General features: G+C 65.8%; 16 protein-coding genes. 3 read left to right on the top strand and 13 right to left on the bottom strand.

Features of this window, described 5'->3' with window-relative positions; all coding sequences use genetic code 11:
* On the top strand, positions 1 to 607 hold a 607-nt coding region (locus tag VF651_03640), incomplete at its 5' end, for a hypothetical protein (protein HEX7964791.1).
* Positions 608 to 622: 15 nt separating this feature from the next.
* Here the strand turns inward: VF651_03640 and VF651_03635 are convergent.
* From VF651_03635 to VF651_03575, 13 genes are all read right to left on the bottom strand, one after another.
* Positions 623 to 1,909 carry a serine/threonine-protein kinase gene (locus VF651_03635; protein HEX7964790.1) on the bottom strand — a complete coding sequence of 429 codons (1,287 nt, stop codon included), beginning with the start codon at positions 1,907 to 1,909 and terminating at the stop codon, positions 623 to 625.
* Positions 1,906 to 3,033, bottom strand: a complete 1,128-nt coding sequence (locus VF651_03630) for a surface-adhesin E family protein (protein HEX7964789.1) — start codon at positions 3,031 to 3,033, stop codon at positions 1,906 to 1,908. Before VF651_03630 ends, VF651_03635 begins: the two co-directional genes overlap by 4 nt.
* Before the next feature lie 74 nt (positions 3,034 to 3,107).
* The gene (locus VF651_03625; GenBank protein HEX7964788.1) at positions 3,108 to 3,320 is read right to left on the bottom strand and encodes a DUF1289 domain-containing protein; all 213 of its coding nucleotides are present in this window, start codon (positions 3,318 to 3,320) and stop codon (positions 3,108 to 3,110) included.
* A 7-nt stretch (positions 3,321 to 3,327) separates the two neighbouring features.
* Positions 3,328 to 4,341 carry a sodium:calcium antiporter gene (locus VF651_03620; GenBank protein HEX7964787.1) on the bottom strand — a complete coding sequence of 338 codons (1,014 nt, stop codon included), beginning with the start codon at positions 4,339 to 4,341 and terminating at the stop codon, positions 3,328 to 3,330.
* 29 nt (positions 4,342 to 4,370) lie between these two features.
* Entirely contained in the window at positions 4,371 to 5,006 is a 636-nt protein-coding gene (locus VF651_03615; protein ID HEX7964786.1) for a DsbA family oxidoreductase, read from the bottom strand.
* Positions 5,007 to 5,225 carry a hypothetical protein gene (locus VF651_03610; GenBank protein ID HEX7964785.1) on the bottom strand — a complete coding sequence of 73 codons (219 nt, stop codon included), beginning with the start codon at positions 5,223 to 5,225 and terminating at the stop codon, positions 5,007 to 5,009.
* A 5-nt stretch (positions 5,226 to 5,230) separates the two neighbouring features.
* Positions 5,231 to 6,829, bottom strand: a complete 1,599-nt coding sequence (gene gshA / locus VF651_03605; GenBank protein HEX7964784.1) for a glutamate--cysteine ligase — start codon at positions 6,827 to 6,829, stop codon at positions 5,231 to 5,233.
* 98 nt (positions 6,830 to 6,927) lie between these two features.
* Positions 6,928 to 7,329, bottom strand: coding sequence for a type IV pilin protein (locus tag VF651_03600; protein HEX7964783.1), 402 nt, complete (start codon positions 7,327 to 7,329; stop codon positions 6,928 to 6,930).
* Positions 7,330 to 7,466: 137 nt separating this feature from the next.
* Positions 7,467 to 11,384 (bottom strand): PilC/PilY family type IV pilus protein, encoded by a 3,918-nt coding sequence (locus VF651_03595; GenBank protein HEX7964782.1) that lies wholly within the window; start codon positions 11,382 to 11,384, stop codon positions 7,467 to 7,469.
* A gap of 36 nt (positions 11,385 to 11,420) precedes the next feature.
* Positions 11,421 to 11,969: a PilX N-terminal domain-containing pilus assembly protein gene (locus tag VF651_03590; GenBank protein ID HEX7964781.1), complete on the bottom strand. Its 549-nt coding sequence runs from the start codon at positions 11,967 to 11,969 to the stop codon at positions 11,421 to 11,423.
* Entirely contained in the window at positions 11,966 to 13,135 is a 1,170-nt protein-coding gene (locus VF651_03585) for a PilW family protein (GenBank protein ID HEX7964780.1), read from the bottom strand. Before VF651_03585 ends, VF651_03590 begins: the two co-directional genes overlap by 4 nt.
* Before the next feature lie 2 nt (positions 13,136 to 13,137).
* On the bottom strand, positions 13,138 to 13,641 hold the full coding sequence (gene pilV / locus VF651_03580) for a type IV pilus modification protein PilV (protein HEX7964779.1): 504 nt from the start codon (positions 13,639 to 13,641) through the stop codon (positions 13,138 to 13,140).
* Positions 13,638 to 14,177, bottom strand: coding sequence for a GspH/FimT family pseudopilin (locus VF651_03575; GenBank protein HEX7964778.1), 540 nt, complete (start codon positions 14,175 to 14,177; stop codon positions 13,638 to 13,640). The genes pilV and VF651_03575 overlap by 4 nt, the downstream gene beginning before the upstream one ends.
* A 160-nt stretch (positions 14,178 to 14,337) precedes the next feature.
* On the opposite strand from VF651_03575, the gene VF651_03570 reads away from it, so the two are divergent.
* Both VF651_03570 and VF651_03565 read left to right on the top strand, forming a co-directional pair.
* Positions 14,338 to 15,630 carry an amidohydrolase family protein gene (locus VF651_03570; protein ID HEX7964777.1) on the top strand — a complete coding sequence of 431 codons (1,293 nt, stop codon included), beginning with the start codon at positions 14,338 to 14,340 and terminating at the stop codon, positions 15,628 to 15,630.
* Positions 15,627 to 16,733 carry an SLC13 family permease gene (locus VF651_03565; protein ID HEX7964776.1) on the top strand — a complete coding sequence of 369 codons (1,107 nt, stop codon included), beginning with the start codon at positions 15,627 to 15,629 and terminating at the stop codon, positions 16,731 to 16,733. The genes VF651_03570 and VF651_03565 overlap by 4 nt, the downstream gene beginning before the upstream one ends.
* Positions 16,734 to 16,735: the final 2 nt, after the last annotated feature.

The following is a 16,735-nucleotide window of genomic DNA, read 5'->3' as shown; positions in this document are numbered from 1 at the left end:
CATGGTCCAGGTGGCGGACTCCGGCGCCGACACCAAGACCTTCGAGTACTACAGCAATTCACCCACCAACACCATCGGCTATGTCCTCGGCGACACCGTCGCGGAGGGCTTCTGGACTCCAACGGTCAAGGGCTTCGAAGGCACCGAGGGCACGGTCACCCACACCGCCAACGGCAGCTTCGAGCTGCGCCGGCCGAGCCTCACCATCGTGAAGTCCGTGAGCGTGATCTCCGATCCCCTGGGCAGCGTGAAGCCCCGCGCCGTGAGCGGCAGCATCAGCCAGTACAGCGTGGTGGTGAGCAACAGCGGCAAGGGCCGTGCCAACGGCGTGTCCATCAGCGACGCCATCCCCACCAACACCACCTACATCATCGGCAGCCCGGGCTTCACGGACGGCACCACCAGCAGCGGCCTCTCGGCGCCGACCTACACGTTCTTCTCGAACGCCGCCTGCACAACCAGCTACTCGCCCACCGGCGGTGCCGGCACGCTGGATGCGAACGTGAAGTGCATCAAGGCCACTTTCACCGCCGGCACCTTCATGAACGGCAAGACCGGCGCGACGTCGCCCAGTTTCAGGCTGGTATTCAGGACCCAGGTGGATTGAGCCGAAGGCTCCGGGTCAGGCGTTTGCCTGCAGCTTCTCTGTGGTGTGAGTCAGGCGTTCGATGAGGGTGTGGGCGAACACCTTGTAGAACCTGAGCTGGCAGTCGCGCGAGGCCTTCTCCATCAGGGTGGCATTGACCCTGAGCACGCTAACGTCGCTCTTGGCCCGCACCGTGGCGCTGCGCTTGGTCTTATTGAGATAGCCCATCTCGCCGAAGCAGTCTCCGGCCTTGAGCGAGCCCAGCAGGGTCTTGCCCTTGTGCACGGTCGCCTCACCCGACACGATGACGAAGAAGCTGTCGTCCAGCTCGCCTTCCTTCACCACCACGTCACCGGCCTTGAAGTTCTTCCAGGCGCCAGCGTGCATGATCTCCCAGATCTCGGGCTGGGTGAACTCGCTGAAGAAAGTCAGGTTGCTGAGCAGGTTGTAGCGCTCCTGCTCGGCGATCTCTTCGGCCTGGCTGCTGAGCGCGTCGGAGACGTTGATGAGGTCGCCGGCCACGTCCATGCCGGTCTTATAGCGCTGCTTGAGGTTCTTCTTGAGGCAGCGCAGCACGATCTTGTTGAGCGAGTCCGGCACGTCGTTGCGCAGTTGCGAGAGCGGCGCCGGCTCGGTGTTGATGATCTGGTGGGTCAGGCTCGGCAGCGAGTCGCCGAAGAAGCAGGGCACGCCGGTGAGCATCTCGTAGATCATGACGCCCATCGAGAACAGGTCGGTCTGGTTGCCCACGTCCTCGTCCCGCACCTGCTCCGGCGACATGTAGCGAGGTGTGCCGACGATACCGGTGATCTGGGTGGACTGCCCCAAGGCGTGCTTGGCGACGCCGAAGTCCACGATCATGATCTGGCCGGTCGGTCCGATCATGACGTTGGCGGGCTTGATGTCGCGGTGGATCACGCCGTTGCGGTGGGCGTAATCCAGCGCCTTGGCCATGGCGAAGAATACCTCCACCACCTTCTTGATGGGCAGCAGGTTGTCCTGCCGGGTGTGCTCGGCCAGTGACTTGTAGCCCTCGAGGTACATCATCACCACGTAGCGTAGGCCGCCTTCCTCGCCGGCGTCGTAGATCGGCAGCACGCTGGGGTGCACCAGCTTGCCGGCGACATGGGCCTCGTTGAAGAACAGCTTGCGGTAGAGCTTGGCCTTGGAGGCATCCATGTCCGCGTCGGAGAGATAGACCTTGATCGCCACGTCGCGGTGCGCGAACGGGTCGTTCGCCAGGTACACGATGCCCGAGGCGCCGCGCCCGAGCTCCTTGCCCAAGGTGTATTTTCCGAGCTGCTTGGGTACGCCGACGCTCATGGCTGACAGGCCGCCTTCTGGATCATGCCGCTCAATGCCTCCGGAACCGCCAGCACCGTCTGCGGTGTGGCGGGCTTGACGGTGAAGACCTCCCGGCCGGACGCGTCCTGGTAGGACTCGCGCAGCAGTCTCTGGGTGTAGACGCCGCAGTCCATGGTCATGTCCGCGGTACGGGTGGTGTATTCGATCTGATGCAGGTCGGCGCCCGTGGTGAGCTTGCCGGGCGCCAGGTACTCGAAGCGGAAACGCGCCTCGACGCTGCCGCCGGAGACGGGCTCGGGCTTGCCCATGAGGTAGACCTTCTGGGTGTTGCGGGGGTCGGTGCCGAGGTAGGTCCAGTCAAGCGGGATGCCGCAGGCTGCTTTGTACATGATGCCGGTGACGCCGTCGGGGACCACCGAGTCGGGATGGGCGTCCTTCGGCGGCGTCACGCCGAATACGGCGACGGCATCGGCATCGTAGTAGGTCTCGTGCAGCAGGCTCACGGTCTGGTTGGCGCAGTCCATCATCACGTTGGCCTGGCGGCTCTGATAGCGCACGATGTTGAGCGCCGGCGCGGCGGTCATCTCGCGCAGCTCGTGGTAGACGAAGCGGAAGCGCGCCTTGACGATGGGGTGCTTGCCCTGGCCGCCCGCCTGCACCCGCGCGTAGATGTCCTGGGTCTTCTGCGGGTCCTGACCCAGGGATTGCCACTCGATGGACTTGCCGCAGGCACCCTCGTAGACGATGTCGCTGACGCCGCCGGCGAACACCTGGGCCGGGTCGGTATCTGCGTCAGGCTTCACGTGGAACACCTGGCGGTCCTCCACGTCGTGGTAAGTCTCATCCAGCAGCTTCAGGGTCTGGCTGCGGCAGTCCACCTGCACTAGGTCGCGGCGCTCGATGTAGCTGACCTGCTTGAAGTCGCCGGTGGTGAGCGGCCGCGGGCCGATGAACTCGAAACGGAACAGGGCGGTGGCGATCTCCTGCTTGCGGTCGAAATCCTGCAGCCGCATGTAGATGTTCTGGGTCCCGTCCGGGTCGTTGCCGAGGTAGGTCCAGCGCTCGTTGCCGGTGACCAGCGGCGCATGGGCGGCGCAGGCTCCGAGCAGGGCGGCGAGGCAGGGTAGCGTCAGCAGGCGCATAGCGGGTCCGGAGCCATTCATATGTCAAACAATATCCATAACCCGGCAGCGGCACAACTGCGGGGCAGGGCTCTTTAGGGCTGTCCAGGACCCCTTTGCCAAGCCAGCCGACGGGCTTCCCGTTCGGCACGGCGAGCCGTGGCGCGTTCCAGGATAGCCAGCCGCTCCGCATCACCCACCTCGCTCCAGGCGCGGATCTCATCGAGGCTGCGGCCGCAACCCAGGCACACATCCCGCTCGTCCAGGCAGCAGTTGCGCACGCAGGGTGAGGGGACGAGGGAAACCATGGGGGCTTCAGCCGATCAGGATGACCGTCAGGAACAGCACGTAGGCGGCGCCGTTCACCAGCAGTCCGGCAGGCGTCAGGCGGCGGCGCAGGGCGAGCATCAGGGTCCATAGGGCCATGGCCATGGTGATGCCCATGGTCCAGAGCACGTCGCGGCTGGCGGTCCAGGTGCCGAGCTGCAGGCCGAAGGCCGGCAGCAGCGAGCCCTGGAACACCATGGCGCCCGAGAGGTTGCCGAAGGCGAGGGTGTCCTTGTGGCGCCGCACCCACAGGATGCTGTTGAACTTCTCCGGCATCTCGGTGGCGACCGGCACGATGATGAGCGACAGCACCAGCACGCCGATGCCCGTGATCTCGGCCACCTGCTCCACGCCGTTCACGAACAGCTTGGCACCGCCGATGATGAATGCGAGGCCCACCGCCATCTGGGTGAACTCCCAGGGCAGAGTATGGGGCAGCTTGAAGCGGGTGATGAGGAGGGGGGCATGAGCGGTGGTGCCGTGCCCCTTGGACACCAACGCCGCGGAGGCCTGGATGGTGTTGTACACGTAGTAGACATAGAGGAACACCAGGCACAGGCCCGCCACCGCGTGGATGGCACCGGACTCGCGCGGCACGAACAGTCCGATGAAGGCGATCACGTAGGCCACCAGGAAGTAACCGAGGTCGCGCACCAGGCCGCTGAGTTCGGGTTTCAAGGGTTGGGTCCAGCCGCGCTTGCTGCCGGTGGCGAGCGCGATGAGCGCCAGGGCTAGCGTGACGAGCATGAGGGGCGAGCCCAAGATGGCGCCGATGCCGATGCCCTCACTGGAGGCTGCGTCGGCGCTGCCGAAGAAGACCGCGATGATGGGCACCACCGTCTCGGGCAGCGCCGTGGCGACTGCCGCGAACACCGAGCCCACCAGGCCTTCCGAGAGGCCGAAGCGCTCGCCGGTGTGCTCAAGGGAGTTGGTGAAGAGCTCGGCCCCCACCAGGATGACCACGAGGGCGGCCAGGAGCAGCAGGCTATCCAGGATCAGCAAGGTCCGTCTCCGTCGGGATGGCTGCGATTCTAACCGATTGGCCCGGCGGCAGGCGCGTTGCGCGCGGCCTGCAGCGCCTGCGCGAGCACCTGCGGCGGCTGCGCGCCGGCCAGGGCGTAGCGCCCGCCGAAGATGAAGAACGGCACGCCGCTGATACCGATGCGGCCGGCCAGCGCGAGGTCATCCCGCACCGCCTGTGCACCGGCGTCTCCCGCGAGCAAGGCCTGCACGTCGCCTTCGATGCCGGTACGGACGGCGATGGCCGCCAGCGTGGCACGGTCGCCCACGTCACGGCCTTCCAGGAAGTAGGCCCGCATCAGTGCCTCCTTGAGCGCGCCCTGGCGCGGGCCGGCGAGCTGTAGCAGGCGGTGTGCGTCGAAGGTATTGGGACTGCGGCGGATGTTCTCGAACTCGAATGCGATGCCGGCAGCGCGGCCCGCTTCTTGCACCCGCTCGTGGATGCGTTCGACGCCTTCGGTACCGAACTTGGCCATCAGATACGCGCGCCGGTCCATGCCCTCGGGCGGAAGATCCGGGTTGAGCTGGAACGCATGCCAGTGGATCTCGGCGTCGGTGACACCGGCCTGCCCGAGTGCGGCCTCCAGGTGCCGCTTGCCCACGTAGCACCAGGGACAGACGACGTCAGAGAAGACGTCTATGCGCACTTAACGCGTGATCTTGGTGTAGATGACGCTAGGCTTGTCGCCGCGGCGGGAATAGATGTGGACGCCGCTGAATTCCGCCAGCGCCTCATCGCGCTCCTGCTCGGTGGCATACCAGCGTTCCGCGACCCAATCGGGACCCAGCAGGTGCGGGGCTGACATGGGATCGCCGGGTGGCAGGGTGCAGCGGATACCGAAGCGCTTCTTGGTCTGGGTGCTCATGTCTCTCAGCTCTGGGAGAAGTAGCGGTCGAGATATTGTTCGAACGGTAGTTTATCAGACGCCTCGATGGCGGCCTGTTCCTCCAGGGAGGTCCGCGCCTCGGCCGCCATGCGCGCCGCCGTGTCCGAAGGCAGGGGGCTCGCCAGGAAGCGGTCGCGATGCGCCTCCGAGAGGCGCTTGGCGAAGCGGAAGAAGCTCTCGCCGTGGCGGCGCATGTCCTCGAGGATTCGCGCCGAGGGGGTGAGGCCCGGGTCCTGCACCGCTGCCTGTTGGGCCGCCAGCGTGACGGCATAGGGCTGGGTGGGCTCGTCCTGGTCCAGCAGCGCGCACACCGGGACCAGGGCCGCCAAGACCTCCTGTGCCCAGTCCTTGAGCCGTACCGGCCGGCCGGCACGGGTGAGTTCGAGCCCGGGTTCCCGCCCACGCCGCGCCACCGCGAGCTGGTTGCGGCCGATGGCGGCCTGCTCCTCGGCGGTGGTGGGAGGGCTGTCGGAAAGCAGGCACAGGAGCAGCAGCGCCTCGATGAAACGCAGCGCCGGCTCGTCGGCCCCCACTGGGTCGTAGGCATTCACGTCCAGGGCCCGCACTTCCAGGTACATCACCCCGCGGCGCTTGAGCGCGAGGGTGGCGCGCTCACCGCTCTCGATGGGCTGCTTGGGCCGGATCGAACCGTAGAACTCGTTCTCGATCTGCAGCACGTTGGCGTTGAGCTGGCGCCACTCGCCGTCCACCTTCACGCCGATGCGCTGGTACTCCGGTTCGGGGGTGCTGATGGCATGGCCCAGGGTCGCCACGTAGTCCGCCAGGCTGTTGTAGGTGACGCCGATGCGCGCCTGGTTGTTGTTCTTGTAGCCGATGTCCGAGAGCCTGAGCGACGTGCCATAGGGCTCGTACAGGGTGTGGGTGTCGAATTCGGGGAACTTGAGGTCGCGCCCGCCGAGGAAGGTGCGGCACATGGCCGGGGAGGCGCCGAACAGGTACGGCACCAGCCAGCCCAGGCGCTGGAAGTTGCGCAACGCACGGAAATACCACTCGTCCTGGAACTCCCGCAGCGTGCGCGTGCCGCCCTCCAGCGCATGCAGCGTCGGCCACAGCTTCTCCGGGAAGGAATAGTTGAAGTGCACGCCGGAGATGGCCTGCATGGTGCGGCCGTAGCGCCAGCCGAGCCCCAGGCGGTAGACGTGCTTCATCATGCCCACGTTGGAGCGGCCGTAGCGGGCGATGGGGATACTCGCGTCGCCGTCCAGGCCGCAGGGCATGCTGGTGGCCCACAGCATCTCGCCATCCATGTTCGCGTAGCTGAAGGCGTGGATGTCGTGGAGCGAGGCGAGCGTCGCGCGTACGTCCATGAAGGGCGAGGTGACGAACTCCAGCAGAGCCTCGGAGTAGTCGGTGGTGATGTGCGGATGGGTGAGTGCCGAGCCCAGCGCAGCGGGATGCCCAGTCTGGGCAAGACGCCCGTCGCGGGTGACCCTGAGGCTCTCCTTCTCGAGCCCCTTGCCGCCTTCCTTGAGAAGTACGGCGGAGCCGAGTTTAGCCAGGCGGGTTTCCAGGCCGGAGTGGTCGCTCATGCTCGGGGTGAGGTCGGGGGAGGGCGCGGTCATGGTGGCGTATATGGAGACAAAACGCCAGCCATCAAGCCGCACAAAAAGTTACGGCCGGTGTGACCGGCCGTAACAGCTCACCTGGGATTTTTTGCCGGTTACCAGCAGCTGCTGGGTCCCTGCGCGCCGGCACTCGTCAGGGTCAGAGTGGGGCAGTCGGTGTCCTTGCCTTGGGGGCCACCGCTGACCGCCGTGGCCGTGAGGGTGTAGTCGGTACCGCTGACGACACCAGTCACGGTGTAGTACTTCTGAGCGCTGTCCACACTGGCGCCGCCGGTGATCGCGGTGGTCTGGGTGCAGCTCGCGCTGGTATAGAGCCCATACTGCGTATAGCAGCGCTCCAGCGATTGGCTCACCTGCGTGAGTATGGCCTTGGCATCGGCGCGACGGCCCTTCATCGCAGATTTGGTGTAAGCAGGGTAGGCGATGGCGGCGATGATGGCGACGATAGCCACCGCGATCATGAGTTCGATGAGAGTGAAACCCTTGTTGCGCGACATGCTGCGATCTCCCGTTTGGATTGAGGCGGCCCTCCCATGAGCCGCCCGGAGCGATGCGAAAGTGTGCCTGTCCGCCGGGCCGGTGTCCATCGCCCAGGCCTGCACCCGTCCGACCAGCGGACGGGTGCAGCCTACGGTCACTGCAGCTGCTGCCAGGACTGGCGGCCGCCACTCGAGTTGGCGCTCTCCACGGTCATGCCGATGGCGCCGGTGCTGCCCGAGTAGTACTTGTACTCGAGGGTACCGGCACTGATGATGCCCGGCGTCTTGATGATGCCCACGTTGGACTGCTTGCCGCTGGCCGGGACGGAGACCGTGACGGTATTGCCCTTGTCATCCACCAGGTCCACGCTCACGAAGTCGTTGCCGTCCACCTTGCCATCGCCATTGGTGTCGAAGGGCGAGACATCCAGGCGGCCGCCGTTGTCGATATCCAGTTCCATCAGCCAGGAGATGCCGCCGTACTGGCAGGCAGTACCCTGCGGGATCACGGTGGTGAAGATCACGCGGCCATTGTCGAGCACCGCGTCGCTGACCACCCGCTCGCCCTGCGCCTTGGGATAATCCAGGTTGATGTACCAGCCTTGGTTGTCGCTGGTCATCGGATTGGTGCTGGTGATCCTGAGCGGCGTGCCATTGACCGTCTTCTCCTGGAGGACGGTCTGCTGCAGCAGGGCGCTCTGCTGCACCTGGTCGGCAGCAGTATTGCCCTTGTCATCGATGATGCCGTAGAACGCCTGCACCGGCGGATTGGAGGGTACCGCGTTGTCGCCGGTCAGGAAGTAAGTGCCGGTGCCGAAGAACACCATCACCTGGCCCGCGGAGTTCTTGCCCACCTGCAGCCGCTCGGTGATCGGCTGCACGTTGCTGTTGGCGTCCACGGCAGTGAACAGCGGAGCGGGGCCGCCGGTCCCATAGGTGGCATAGGTCCAGTTCGACGGATTGGCGTCGCTGGTATCCAGCTTCCACACGTTGCCCAACAGGTCGCCGGCGTAGACGGCGTCGGTGATGCGGTCGCCGTTGTAATCCACCGGGTTGGGGGTGGACATGCCGTTGATGCCGCCCACCTTGCTGTCGAACTTCAGCAGCGTGCCGTCGCTGATGCGGTACATGTAGATCACGGCGTGCTGGTTGGGACTGTTGTACCCATTGCCGAAGATGACGTACCACTTGCCGTCGTGCATGCGCGCGATGGTGGGCTGGCCGATGGTATAGCCCATGTCGTCGTCGGCGGCGAGGGCGCCGTCGTAGTCCCACATCACGCTGGACTTGGTCACGGCGGCGGGATCGGTCACGTCGATCAGGAAGATCTCGCGGCCGCCGGCGCCGGTGGTGCCGGCGAGCAGGGTCTTCCAGGCGCCTGAGACGTAGGCGTCCACCGATTGGGGTGATCCATCCACGTAGAACTGATGGGTATAGAGCGGATCGGTGAGTGCGCTGAGGTTGCCGTAGATGCCGCGGGGCACGAAGGCGAACAGTTCCGAGCCTGCGTTGGCGTCGTCGTCAGGCGCATTGGCGTTGAAGGCGTGCAGCATGCCGTCGTTGCCGCCCACCACCAGCGTCTCGGTGCGGGTCGTCTTGCTGCTGACGAAGCTGCTGTAGCTGGTGCCCTCGCTGCCCGGCAGGTTGACGAAGCCGTAGTTCTGGGTGCCGACGAACAGGGGGTTGGAGTTGACGATGTCCGCCAGCAGGTAGATGCGGTTGCGGTAGACGCCGCCGGATTGGCTCTGCTCCTTGCTCTGGTCGCCGCGCAGGTAGTCGAGCCGCTCGGAGCCCTTGCTGTCGGTGACGCCGCTGATGTTCTTGTTCAGCGCCGCCTGTTCGTTGGAGGTGAGGGTGGCCCAGGTGAAGTCTATGCCCTTCTTGTTGGTGTTGTCCCAGGTGATGATGTTGCGGCTGCCGAACGCCGGCAGTTTCTGGGTGGCCTGCCACTGCACCGCGCCGACGCTGCCGTCGGTGTTGATCTTGTAGGCCAGCACCTCACCGGACCAGTCGGAGCTGTTGAACTGCGCCTGGTAGATGGCGGTGTTGGAGTCGAGGCGCGTGGAGTTCACGGCGATGGCCGAGGAGGAGCCCACGCGGCCGGTGATGCGCGAGACGATGGAGTTGAAGGCTTGGGCCATGTCCTGCGGGCTGTCCGCCGAGAAGAATTGGCCGCGGCCGTTGATGGCGGCATGCCAGAGGTCATAGACGTTGTTGGAGGAGTTGCTGCTGACCGCCGGCCAGGCCGTATGGCCGGTCACCAGGTCGCCGTAGCCGGTGCCGGTAAAGGTGCCTCCATTCCACTTCGGGCTGGTCAGGATGTTGCTCATCCCTAGGCCGACGGTGAAGGTGTTCATGTGCGGCCAAGAGGCCGGGTCGTTCTGCGGGTTCCAGTAGGGGATGAGGCTCGCGGTGCCGTTGACGCTGTCCACCACCGAGATGTTCTTGGTGTAGGGCATGTACTGCAGCGAGGCCGTGGTGCCGAGGTCGGGCCGTAGGTTGGTAGCCCAGTAATGGAACGCGATGTCCGCCAGGCTGGTGGACGAGCTGTCGTAGTAGGGGTGGATGCTGGTGGTGTAGCTGGTGCCGTCCGGCAGCGTCACAGCGGTCTTGTCGGCGTTGCTGTAACTCACCGTCAGGCTGCTGCTGCTGTCGTTCCACAGGCCGTCTGTCATCACCACCGTGTAATTGGGTCGGCACACGAACTCCGTGCCCGCGGTGACCTGCGGCTGTTCCGCGTAGGGGCTGTTGACGCCGCTGGTCTGGTAGTACTTGCCTGCGGTCTCCAGCGCCACACGCAGGTAGGTGGAGACGTTGGCCGGCAGGCGCGATAGCCAGTTGAAGAAGTCGCTGCGGTGGGTGCCGCTGAACTGCGCGATGCGGTTGTCATACTCGCTGCCGCTCCAGCCGGCGCAACCCGTGGAAGCGAACGCCGTGCAGGAGCCGAGGTTGATCCATGCCACACGCATGGTGGTGGAGAGCTGGCTGAAGGCGCGGTCCGCGGAGCTCACGGTGGTGAGGTTGCGGGTGCGGTAGAAGGAGTACCAGTTGGCGAAGTTCTGCTGCTCGGCGGCAGCCACGGTCACCTTGTCGTAGCAGCGCGAGTCCTTGGTGCTGGCGGTGCAGCCACTGTTGGTGCCGTCGTATACGTAGTAATAGGCGGCCACTCCGCCCATGCTATTCGCGCAGCTTCCCGACGTGCTGGTGGTGCTGAAGATGGTGAAGGTGCCGTCGCAGTCGTTGGTAGTCTGACCGGTGCTGTTAGGGGCGTAGCTGACCGTGGCCCGGTAGCTGGTGGACAGGTTCACGCTGCCGCGGCTGGTGTCGAACCCGTTGATATAGGCGGCGGTGAAACTGGTGGTATAGAGCGTGCCGTCGGCCTTGAAAGGGGCGTCGTAGGTGATGGTCGGGTCATAGGCCAGCGGATTGTAGGCGGCGGCCTTGAACATCACCGAGTTCTCGCCCTGTACGCTCACGGTCTGATAGCCAGTGCAGGTGGCGGAACTGCCACTGCCATTGGTAGTCCAGCCGCTGGGGCAGGTATAGGCACTGGTGCTCTGGGTGCAAGTTGTGCCGCTGGGAGCGGTGCTGGAGGTGCCGGTGCTTGAGCCGTTGAGGGTGTAACCGGAGGGGCAGGAATAACTGTAAGTCTGCTGGGTGCAAGTGTCGCTGCCATAAGATGTGCTGGTACTGCCAGAACTGGTCCACGGGCTGCTCTCGTCGTATCCCGAGGGGCATGAAAAGTGCCACTTGCCGCTGAATTTCTTTGCAACGACCGAGGCAGTATTGGTGGTGGGACCGGTTACGATGACCGTGGCGCTGGTAGTGGTGGTGACGTAAGGAATCGGCGCCGTGACTTGAACCGTGAGGCTGGTGCTGTCGTCCAGGTTGTCCGGCACGAAGGCGGAGGCCATGGAGCCTGAATCGTCCAGGACCACCACGATGTTCGGTGGCACCGCGGTGGTGACGAACAGCGGCTGGGTGGAGATGGACAGGCCGCCGGCCACGGCGGCACCGCTGGTGAGCAGCGCCGCAACGGTGGCGAGCAACAGGGTACGGAGCTTGCGGTTCATCATGATGGCTCTCCTCGGTATTCTTTTCTGCGCCTTTCAGCGGGCGTAGGCGCTTTCCAGCACCACGGCTGAAGAGTCGCTGAGTGTGATGTCACTGCGTAGGCCGATGCTGCGCGCGTAGACGTAATAGACGAGCTTGCTCGTCTCCGCAGCGTCCGCCGAGAGGCTGCTGCCGGCCGAGTCCACCGTCGTGGTGGTCAGCACCACGAAATAGCGCGGCGCCACCTGTGGGGAGGGCTGCAAGCCGCCCTCGTAGGCGATCGTTGCCGCCGGATCGTCCCAGTCGATGGTCTTCCAGTCCACGGTCATCGTGGTGGCGGTATAAGCGCCCGCCGTGTTCAGCGCGAAGTTCGGCAGGCCCGCGGAGTTCAGCAGGCTCTCGCCGTCGCGCAGCGTTGCCTCGGCAGCCTGTATCGCTACCGCCCTGTCGTTCTGGTTCGCGGTCATGCGCTGCTCGATGGCGGTGCTGCGGGTGGCGGCGAGACCGATCAGCGTCAGTACCAGCAGCATCAGCAGCGAGACCACCAGCACCACGCCGCGCTGGCGGCGGAAGCGGACCGGGAGATGGCGGGCGGTGACGTTCATGGCAACGCGTTCCTGACGGAGAAGGTCTGGACGAAATAGCGGCGCAGGCGCCGGTCCTGGGGCAGAGTGAGCTGGAAGCCGTCGCCGTTCTTGTCGGCCACCGGGTCCGAGGCGAGCATGTGGAACACGGGTGCATCGTCCGGGGCCTTCTCCACGGCGTTGTCGTCGCTACGGGCGATGAGCGCCACGCGGATCGACACCACCCTGGACCAGAGCCCTCCGGCGTCGACGGTGTCGGCGGTCTGGAAATTGATGGTGACTGGGACATCGCCGCCGTCACCCACGCCATAGAGCACCTGCATGTTCTCTATGCCGGAGACGAGTTCCTTCGTCTCCAAGGTGCCATCGCTCTTAAGGTACGCCTGATAGAGCGCTGGGCCATTGTCCACGCCCCTCCCTACGTAGTAGGCATAGGTGAGTGCCGCGCCGACGTTGCCACCGGAATCGAATTTCAGGCCGCCGAGGCTATCGTAGGTGATGGTGCCGGCACCGGTGTCTACGGCTGCGACGGTGAACACCTGAGGCTGTTGGCCGCAGCTCGCCACCATGGCGATCTCTCCCACCGAGAAGAACTCCGCATCGTTGACATCGGTGACTCCGTCCGCAGCCTTGTCGGTGGTGGAGACGAACAGGGTAGCGCCGTCGTCGAAGGTCCCGACCAGCGGGTACGGCGCGCCGGCGAGTTCCCGTACCATGAATACGTCACTGTCCGCGACGATATAGGGCTTGATCGTCGCATAGAGGGTACCTGCGCCGCCGGTGTCGAGGGCTGGCGTCCAGGAGGCAGGATCGCCCAGTACCGTGCTGGCGGTGGCCTCGTCCAGGGTCAGGCTGTCGCCGATGCCGGTGCCGGCCGCCTCGTAGCCATACACGCCCGTCGTGTAGTCATACACCGGGTCAGCTCCGGTGCCGCTGTTGTTGCGGGGCGACTGCTTGCGCGCGCAGCCGTGATAGCCCGCCATACGGACCTGCGGATCCATGAAGCTGAACGCGAAGCGGCCGTGCTCCTGCACCGCGCCCAGGCCGTTGTTCACGTTATAGGTGTTCTTGCTGGTGATGTAGACCGAGATCACGCCGGAGGTGAGGATGAGGCCCAGCACCAGCGCGACCATCAGCTCCACCAGCGTGAAGCCGGCCTGGCGCGGGAGAGATTTCCTGGCGGCCATGGTCACAGTCCCGAGGTGAGGGTGTAGGTGGCGGTGTCGCTGGCGGCATCGCCGCCCAGCGCCCGGTTGGCGCGCTGGTCGTTCCAGGTGATGGTGATGGTCACCTGGGTGAACTGGGCCACTGCCACGGTGGCGATACCGCCCTTGCCGTCCGGCAGGGTGTTCGCGAGGTTGGCGCGCCAATCCGCGAGGTCGAAGCTGGCGATTTCGGTACCCGAGCAAGTGACGGCGGAGCCTACGCAGGCCGCTGCCGTCGGGTCGGCGGCGGCGATGTCCAAGTCATAGCCGCCGGAGGTGGCGGTGGCATGGTTCGCTCGCATGCGGTCCAGCATGGCCTGGGCCAGGGTGGTGGCCTGGGTCTGGTAGTAGGAACTGTCCTTGCTCTTGAGGGATACGCTCACCATGGCGGCGATGCCGAGCAGGCCCACCGACAGGATCACCAGCGCGATCAGCACCTCGATGAGGGAGAAGCCAGAAGCCTTGCGGTGCGTGGCATGCCTGTTCACGGAGTGCAGTCCAGGTCGGTGGTGTTGTCGATCTGCTTGCCCGCAGTGGGCGAGACCCGGGCTTCGCCGACGAAGCTGAGGTAGATGGAGCGACCGTTGGCTTCGCCGCGGGAGTCGCACAGGCTGAAATTGATCTCGGTGCCCGCCTTCGGCACGCCGCTGCCGGCGGTGAACACCACGCTCTTGGCGTGCAGGTCGTTCTGAAGCGTGTTGTTGCCCACCAGGGCCTCGTGCACCCGCAGCACCGAGGTGATGGCCGAAGGGGTGCCGGGGCCCACGAGCCAGCCCACGTTCCAGTCGGTTGAGTTGGCGCAGGTCGCGCCGTCACTGCTGGCGCAGACCACCACATCCGAGTTGATTGCTATCGCCTGGGAGCGGGCGATGAGCAGGGCTCCCAGGAAATCGTTGGTCTGGGAGGTGATGCGGCCGTTCTGGATGGTGGTCTTGAAGCTGGGGACAGCAGCGCTGATCAGCACCGCCACCACGGTGATGGTGACCAGGAGCTCGATCAGGGTGAAGCCGGCGGTCCTTTTCATGCCCAAAATACTAGGGTGTTACCCCTAGGATTGCGACGCTGGCGCGACCAGCGCCGGGAAAGGGGCGACGGACGGCGAGGTCCTGGAGCCCGCCCGGCGCAAGGGCCCCGGGGACACTAATATATGTGCCGGTCCGCCCGCCTAGGGCGAGGGAGGTCCCATGCCGCAGTCCGTGCTCCGCATCCTGCTTTGGCTCCTGGCCGGGGTCGCCCCCCTGGCCGCCGCCGGGACCCCCGCCACCTATGTACTGCGGCCGGCAGCCGTGTTCACGGCCGACGATGCGCGGCTGCACCCCGGCTGGGTGGTGAGGGTGGAAGGACAGCGCATCGCCGCCGTAGGGCCCGCCGACAAGGTTGCGGTGCCGGCGGGAGGGCGCATCGTGGAGCTCCCCGGCATGACGCTGCTGCCGGGGCTCATGGATATCCATTCGCACCTGTTCCTGCACCCTTATGACGAGACCCTCTGGAACGACCAGGTGCTCAAGGAGCCGGAGGCCTACCGCACCATCCAGGCGGTTAAGCACGCCGAGGCCACGCTCATGGCCGGCTTCACCACCTTGCGGGACTTGGGCACCGAGGGCGCCGGCTACGCCGATCTCTCCTTGAAGCGCGCCATCGCCGAAGGGCTCGTCCCGGGACCGCGCCTGTGGGTGGCGACTCGCGCCATCGTGGCGAGCGGCTGTTACGGTCCAGGCCCGCGCGGCTTCCGCGACGATCTCGCGCTGCCCCAGGGTGCCGAGGCGGTGAGCGGCGTGCCCGCGATCCTCGAGGCGGTGCGGACCCAGGCCGGCCACGGCGCCGACTGGATCAAGGTGTATGCGGACTACCGCTGCGGGCCGGACGGGGCCACCGTGCCGACCTTCAGCCAGGAGGAGTTGGACGCCTTGGTGCAGGCAGCCCATTCCCTGGGCCGGCCGGTGGCGGCCCACGCCACCACTGCCGAAGGCATGCGCCGCGCCGCGTTGGCGGGCGTGGATACCATCGAGCACGGTTACGGCGGCACTGCCGAGGTGTTCAAGCTCATGGCCGAGCATCACGTGGCCTACCTCCCTACCCTCACAGCAGAGGAGGCCTACTCTCAGTACTTCCAGGGTTACGTGCCCGGCAAGACCCCGGCGAGCCCGAGCATGCAGGATGCCGCCCATGCGCTGGGGCTCGCGCTCAAGGCCGGCGTCACGGTGGGCTGTGGCAGCGATGTGGGGGTATATGCCCATGGCACCAATTACCGGGAACTGGAATGGCTGGTGCGGGACGGCATGACGCCCGCGCAGGCGCTGCTCGCCGCCACTGCGGTGGACGCAAAGATCCTGGGACACGAGAAGGACTTGGGCCGCATAGCCCCCGGCGCGTTCGCCGACCTCGTGGCGGTGCCGGGCGACCCCACCGCGGACATCGGCGTGCTCGCTCATCCCGCCTTCGTCATGAAGGACGGCGTCATCTACAAGCAGCCTTGAGTCAGCCCGGCTACAGCCTGCGCGGGGACGTCCTGTTGTGGACGCTCGTGGCCGCGTTGTTGCTCCTGAGTGCGCTGAACCCCGCCGGCATCCCCAGTTACCCGCGGCTGGTGGATTGGCCCACGGTGGCGACACTGGGGGGCATGTTGCTGCTCACCACCGGCATCGAAGCCAGCGGCTTCCTGCAACGGCTCGCTTGGCGCATCACCGGGCTGGTGCAGGACGAGCGCGCATTGGCCCTGGTGCTGGTGGGCAGCTCGGGGCTGCTGAGTGCCGTGCTCACCAACGACATTGCGCTGTTCATCGTGGTGCCGCTCACCTTAAGCCTGGGCCGTTTCGCCGAACTGCCGCTGACGCGGCTGGTGACCTTCGAGGCGTTGGCGGTCAACACCGGTTCCATGCTCACGCCCATCGGCAACCCGCAGAACATCTTCCTGTGGCAGTCCTCCGGCACCCGCTTCCTGGATTTCATCGCGGTCATGGCGGTGCCCACGCTCATCGCGTCGACCTGCCTGCTCGGATTCACGTTGTGGGGCTTCCGGCCGCAGCCGGTGCGCCTGCAGGCGGAGGGCACGGACATCACGGTGCACCGGCCGCTGCTTGCCGTGTCGGCTGCGCTGTTCGTGCCGTTCGTGGCGTGTGCGGATTTCCACTACGCCCTGCCGGCCCTGGCGGCGGTCGCCGGGCTGTTCCTGCTCTGCTTCCGCGGCGTGTTGCTGCGTCTGGATTGGCCGCTGCTACTGGTGTTCGTGCTGATGTTCGTGGACTTGCGCCTGATGGCGGGATTGCCATGGGTGGCGGGCATGCTCCACAGGGCGGACCTGGGACACGCCCCGGCCCTCTATCTCATGGGCGTGGGGCTTTCCCAGGCCATCAGCAACGTACCGGCCACGCTCCTGCTCTCCAGCTATTCCGGTGACTGGCGCGTCCTGGCGTGGGCCACGGACATGGGTGGATTCGGTTTCATCGTGGGCTCCCTGGCGAACCTCATCGCGCTCCGCCTGGCGGGCCGCCACGGCAGCCTGGGGGGGTTCCATGCCTGGTCGCTGCCTTTTCTGCTGCTGGCGGGCGGCCTCACTGGGCTCTGGCTGCTGGTAAAATAGGC

It is taken from the genome of Gammaproteobacteria bacterium, assembly GCA_036383255.1.
In the GTDB taxonomy this organism is placed as follows: domain Bacteria; phylum Pseudomonadota; class Gammaproteobacteria; order Natronospirales; family REEB76; genus DASUBN01.
This window is presented reverse-complemented; position numbering and strand designations above follow the sequence as displayed.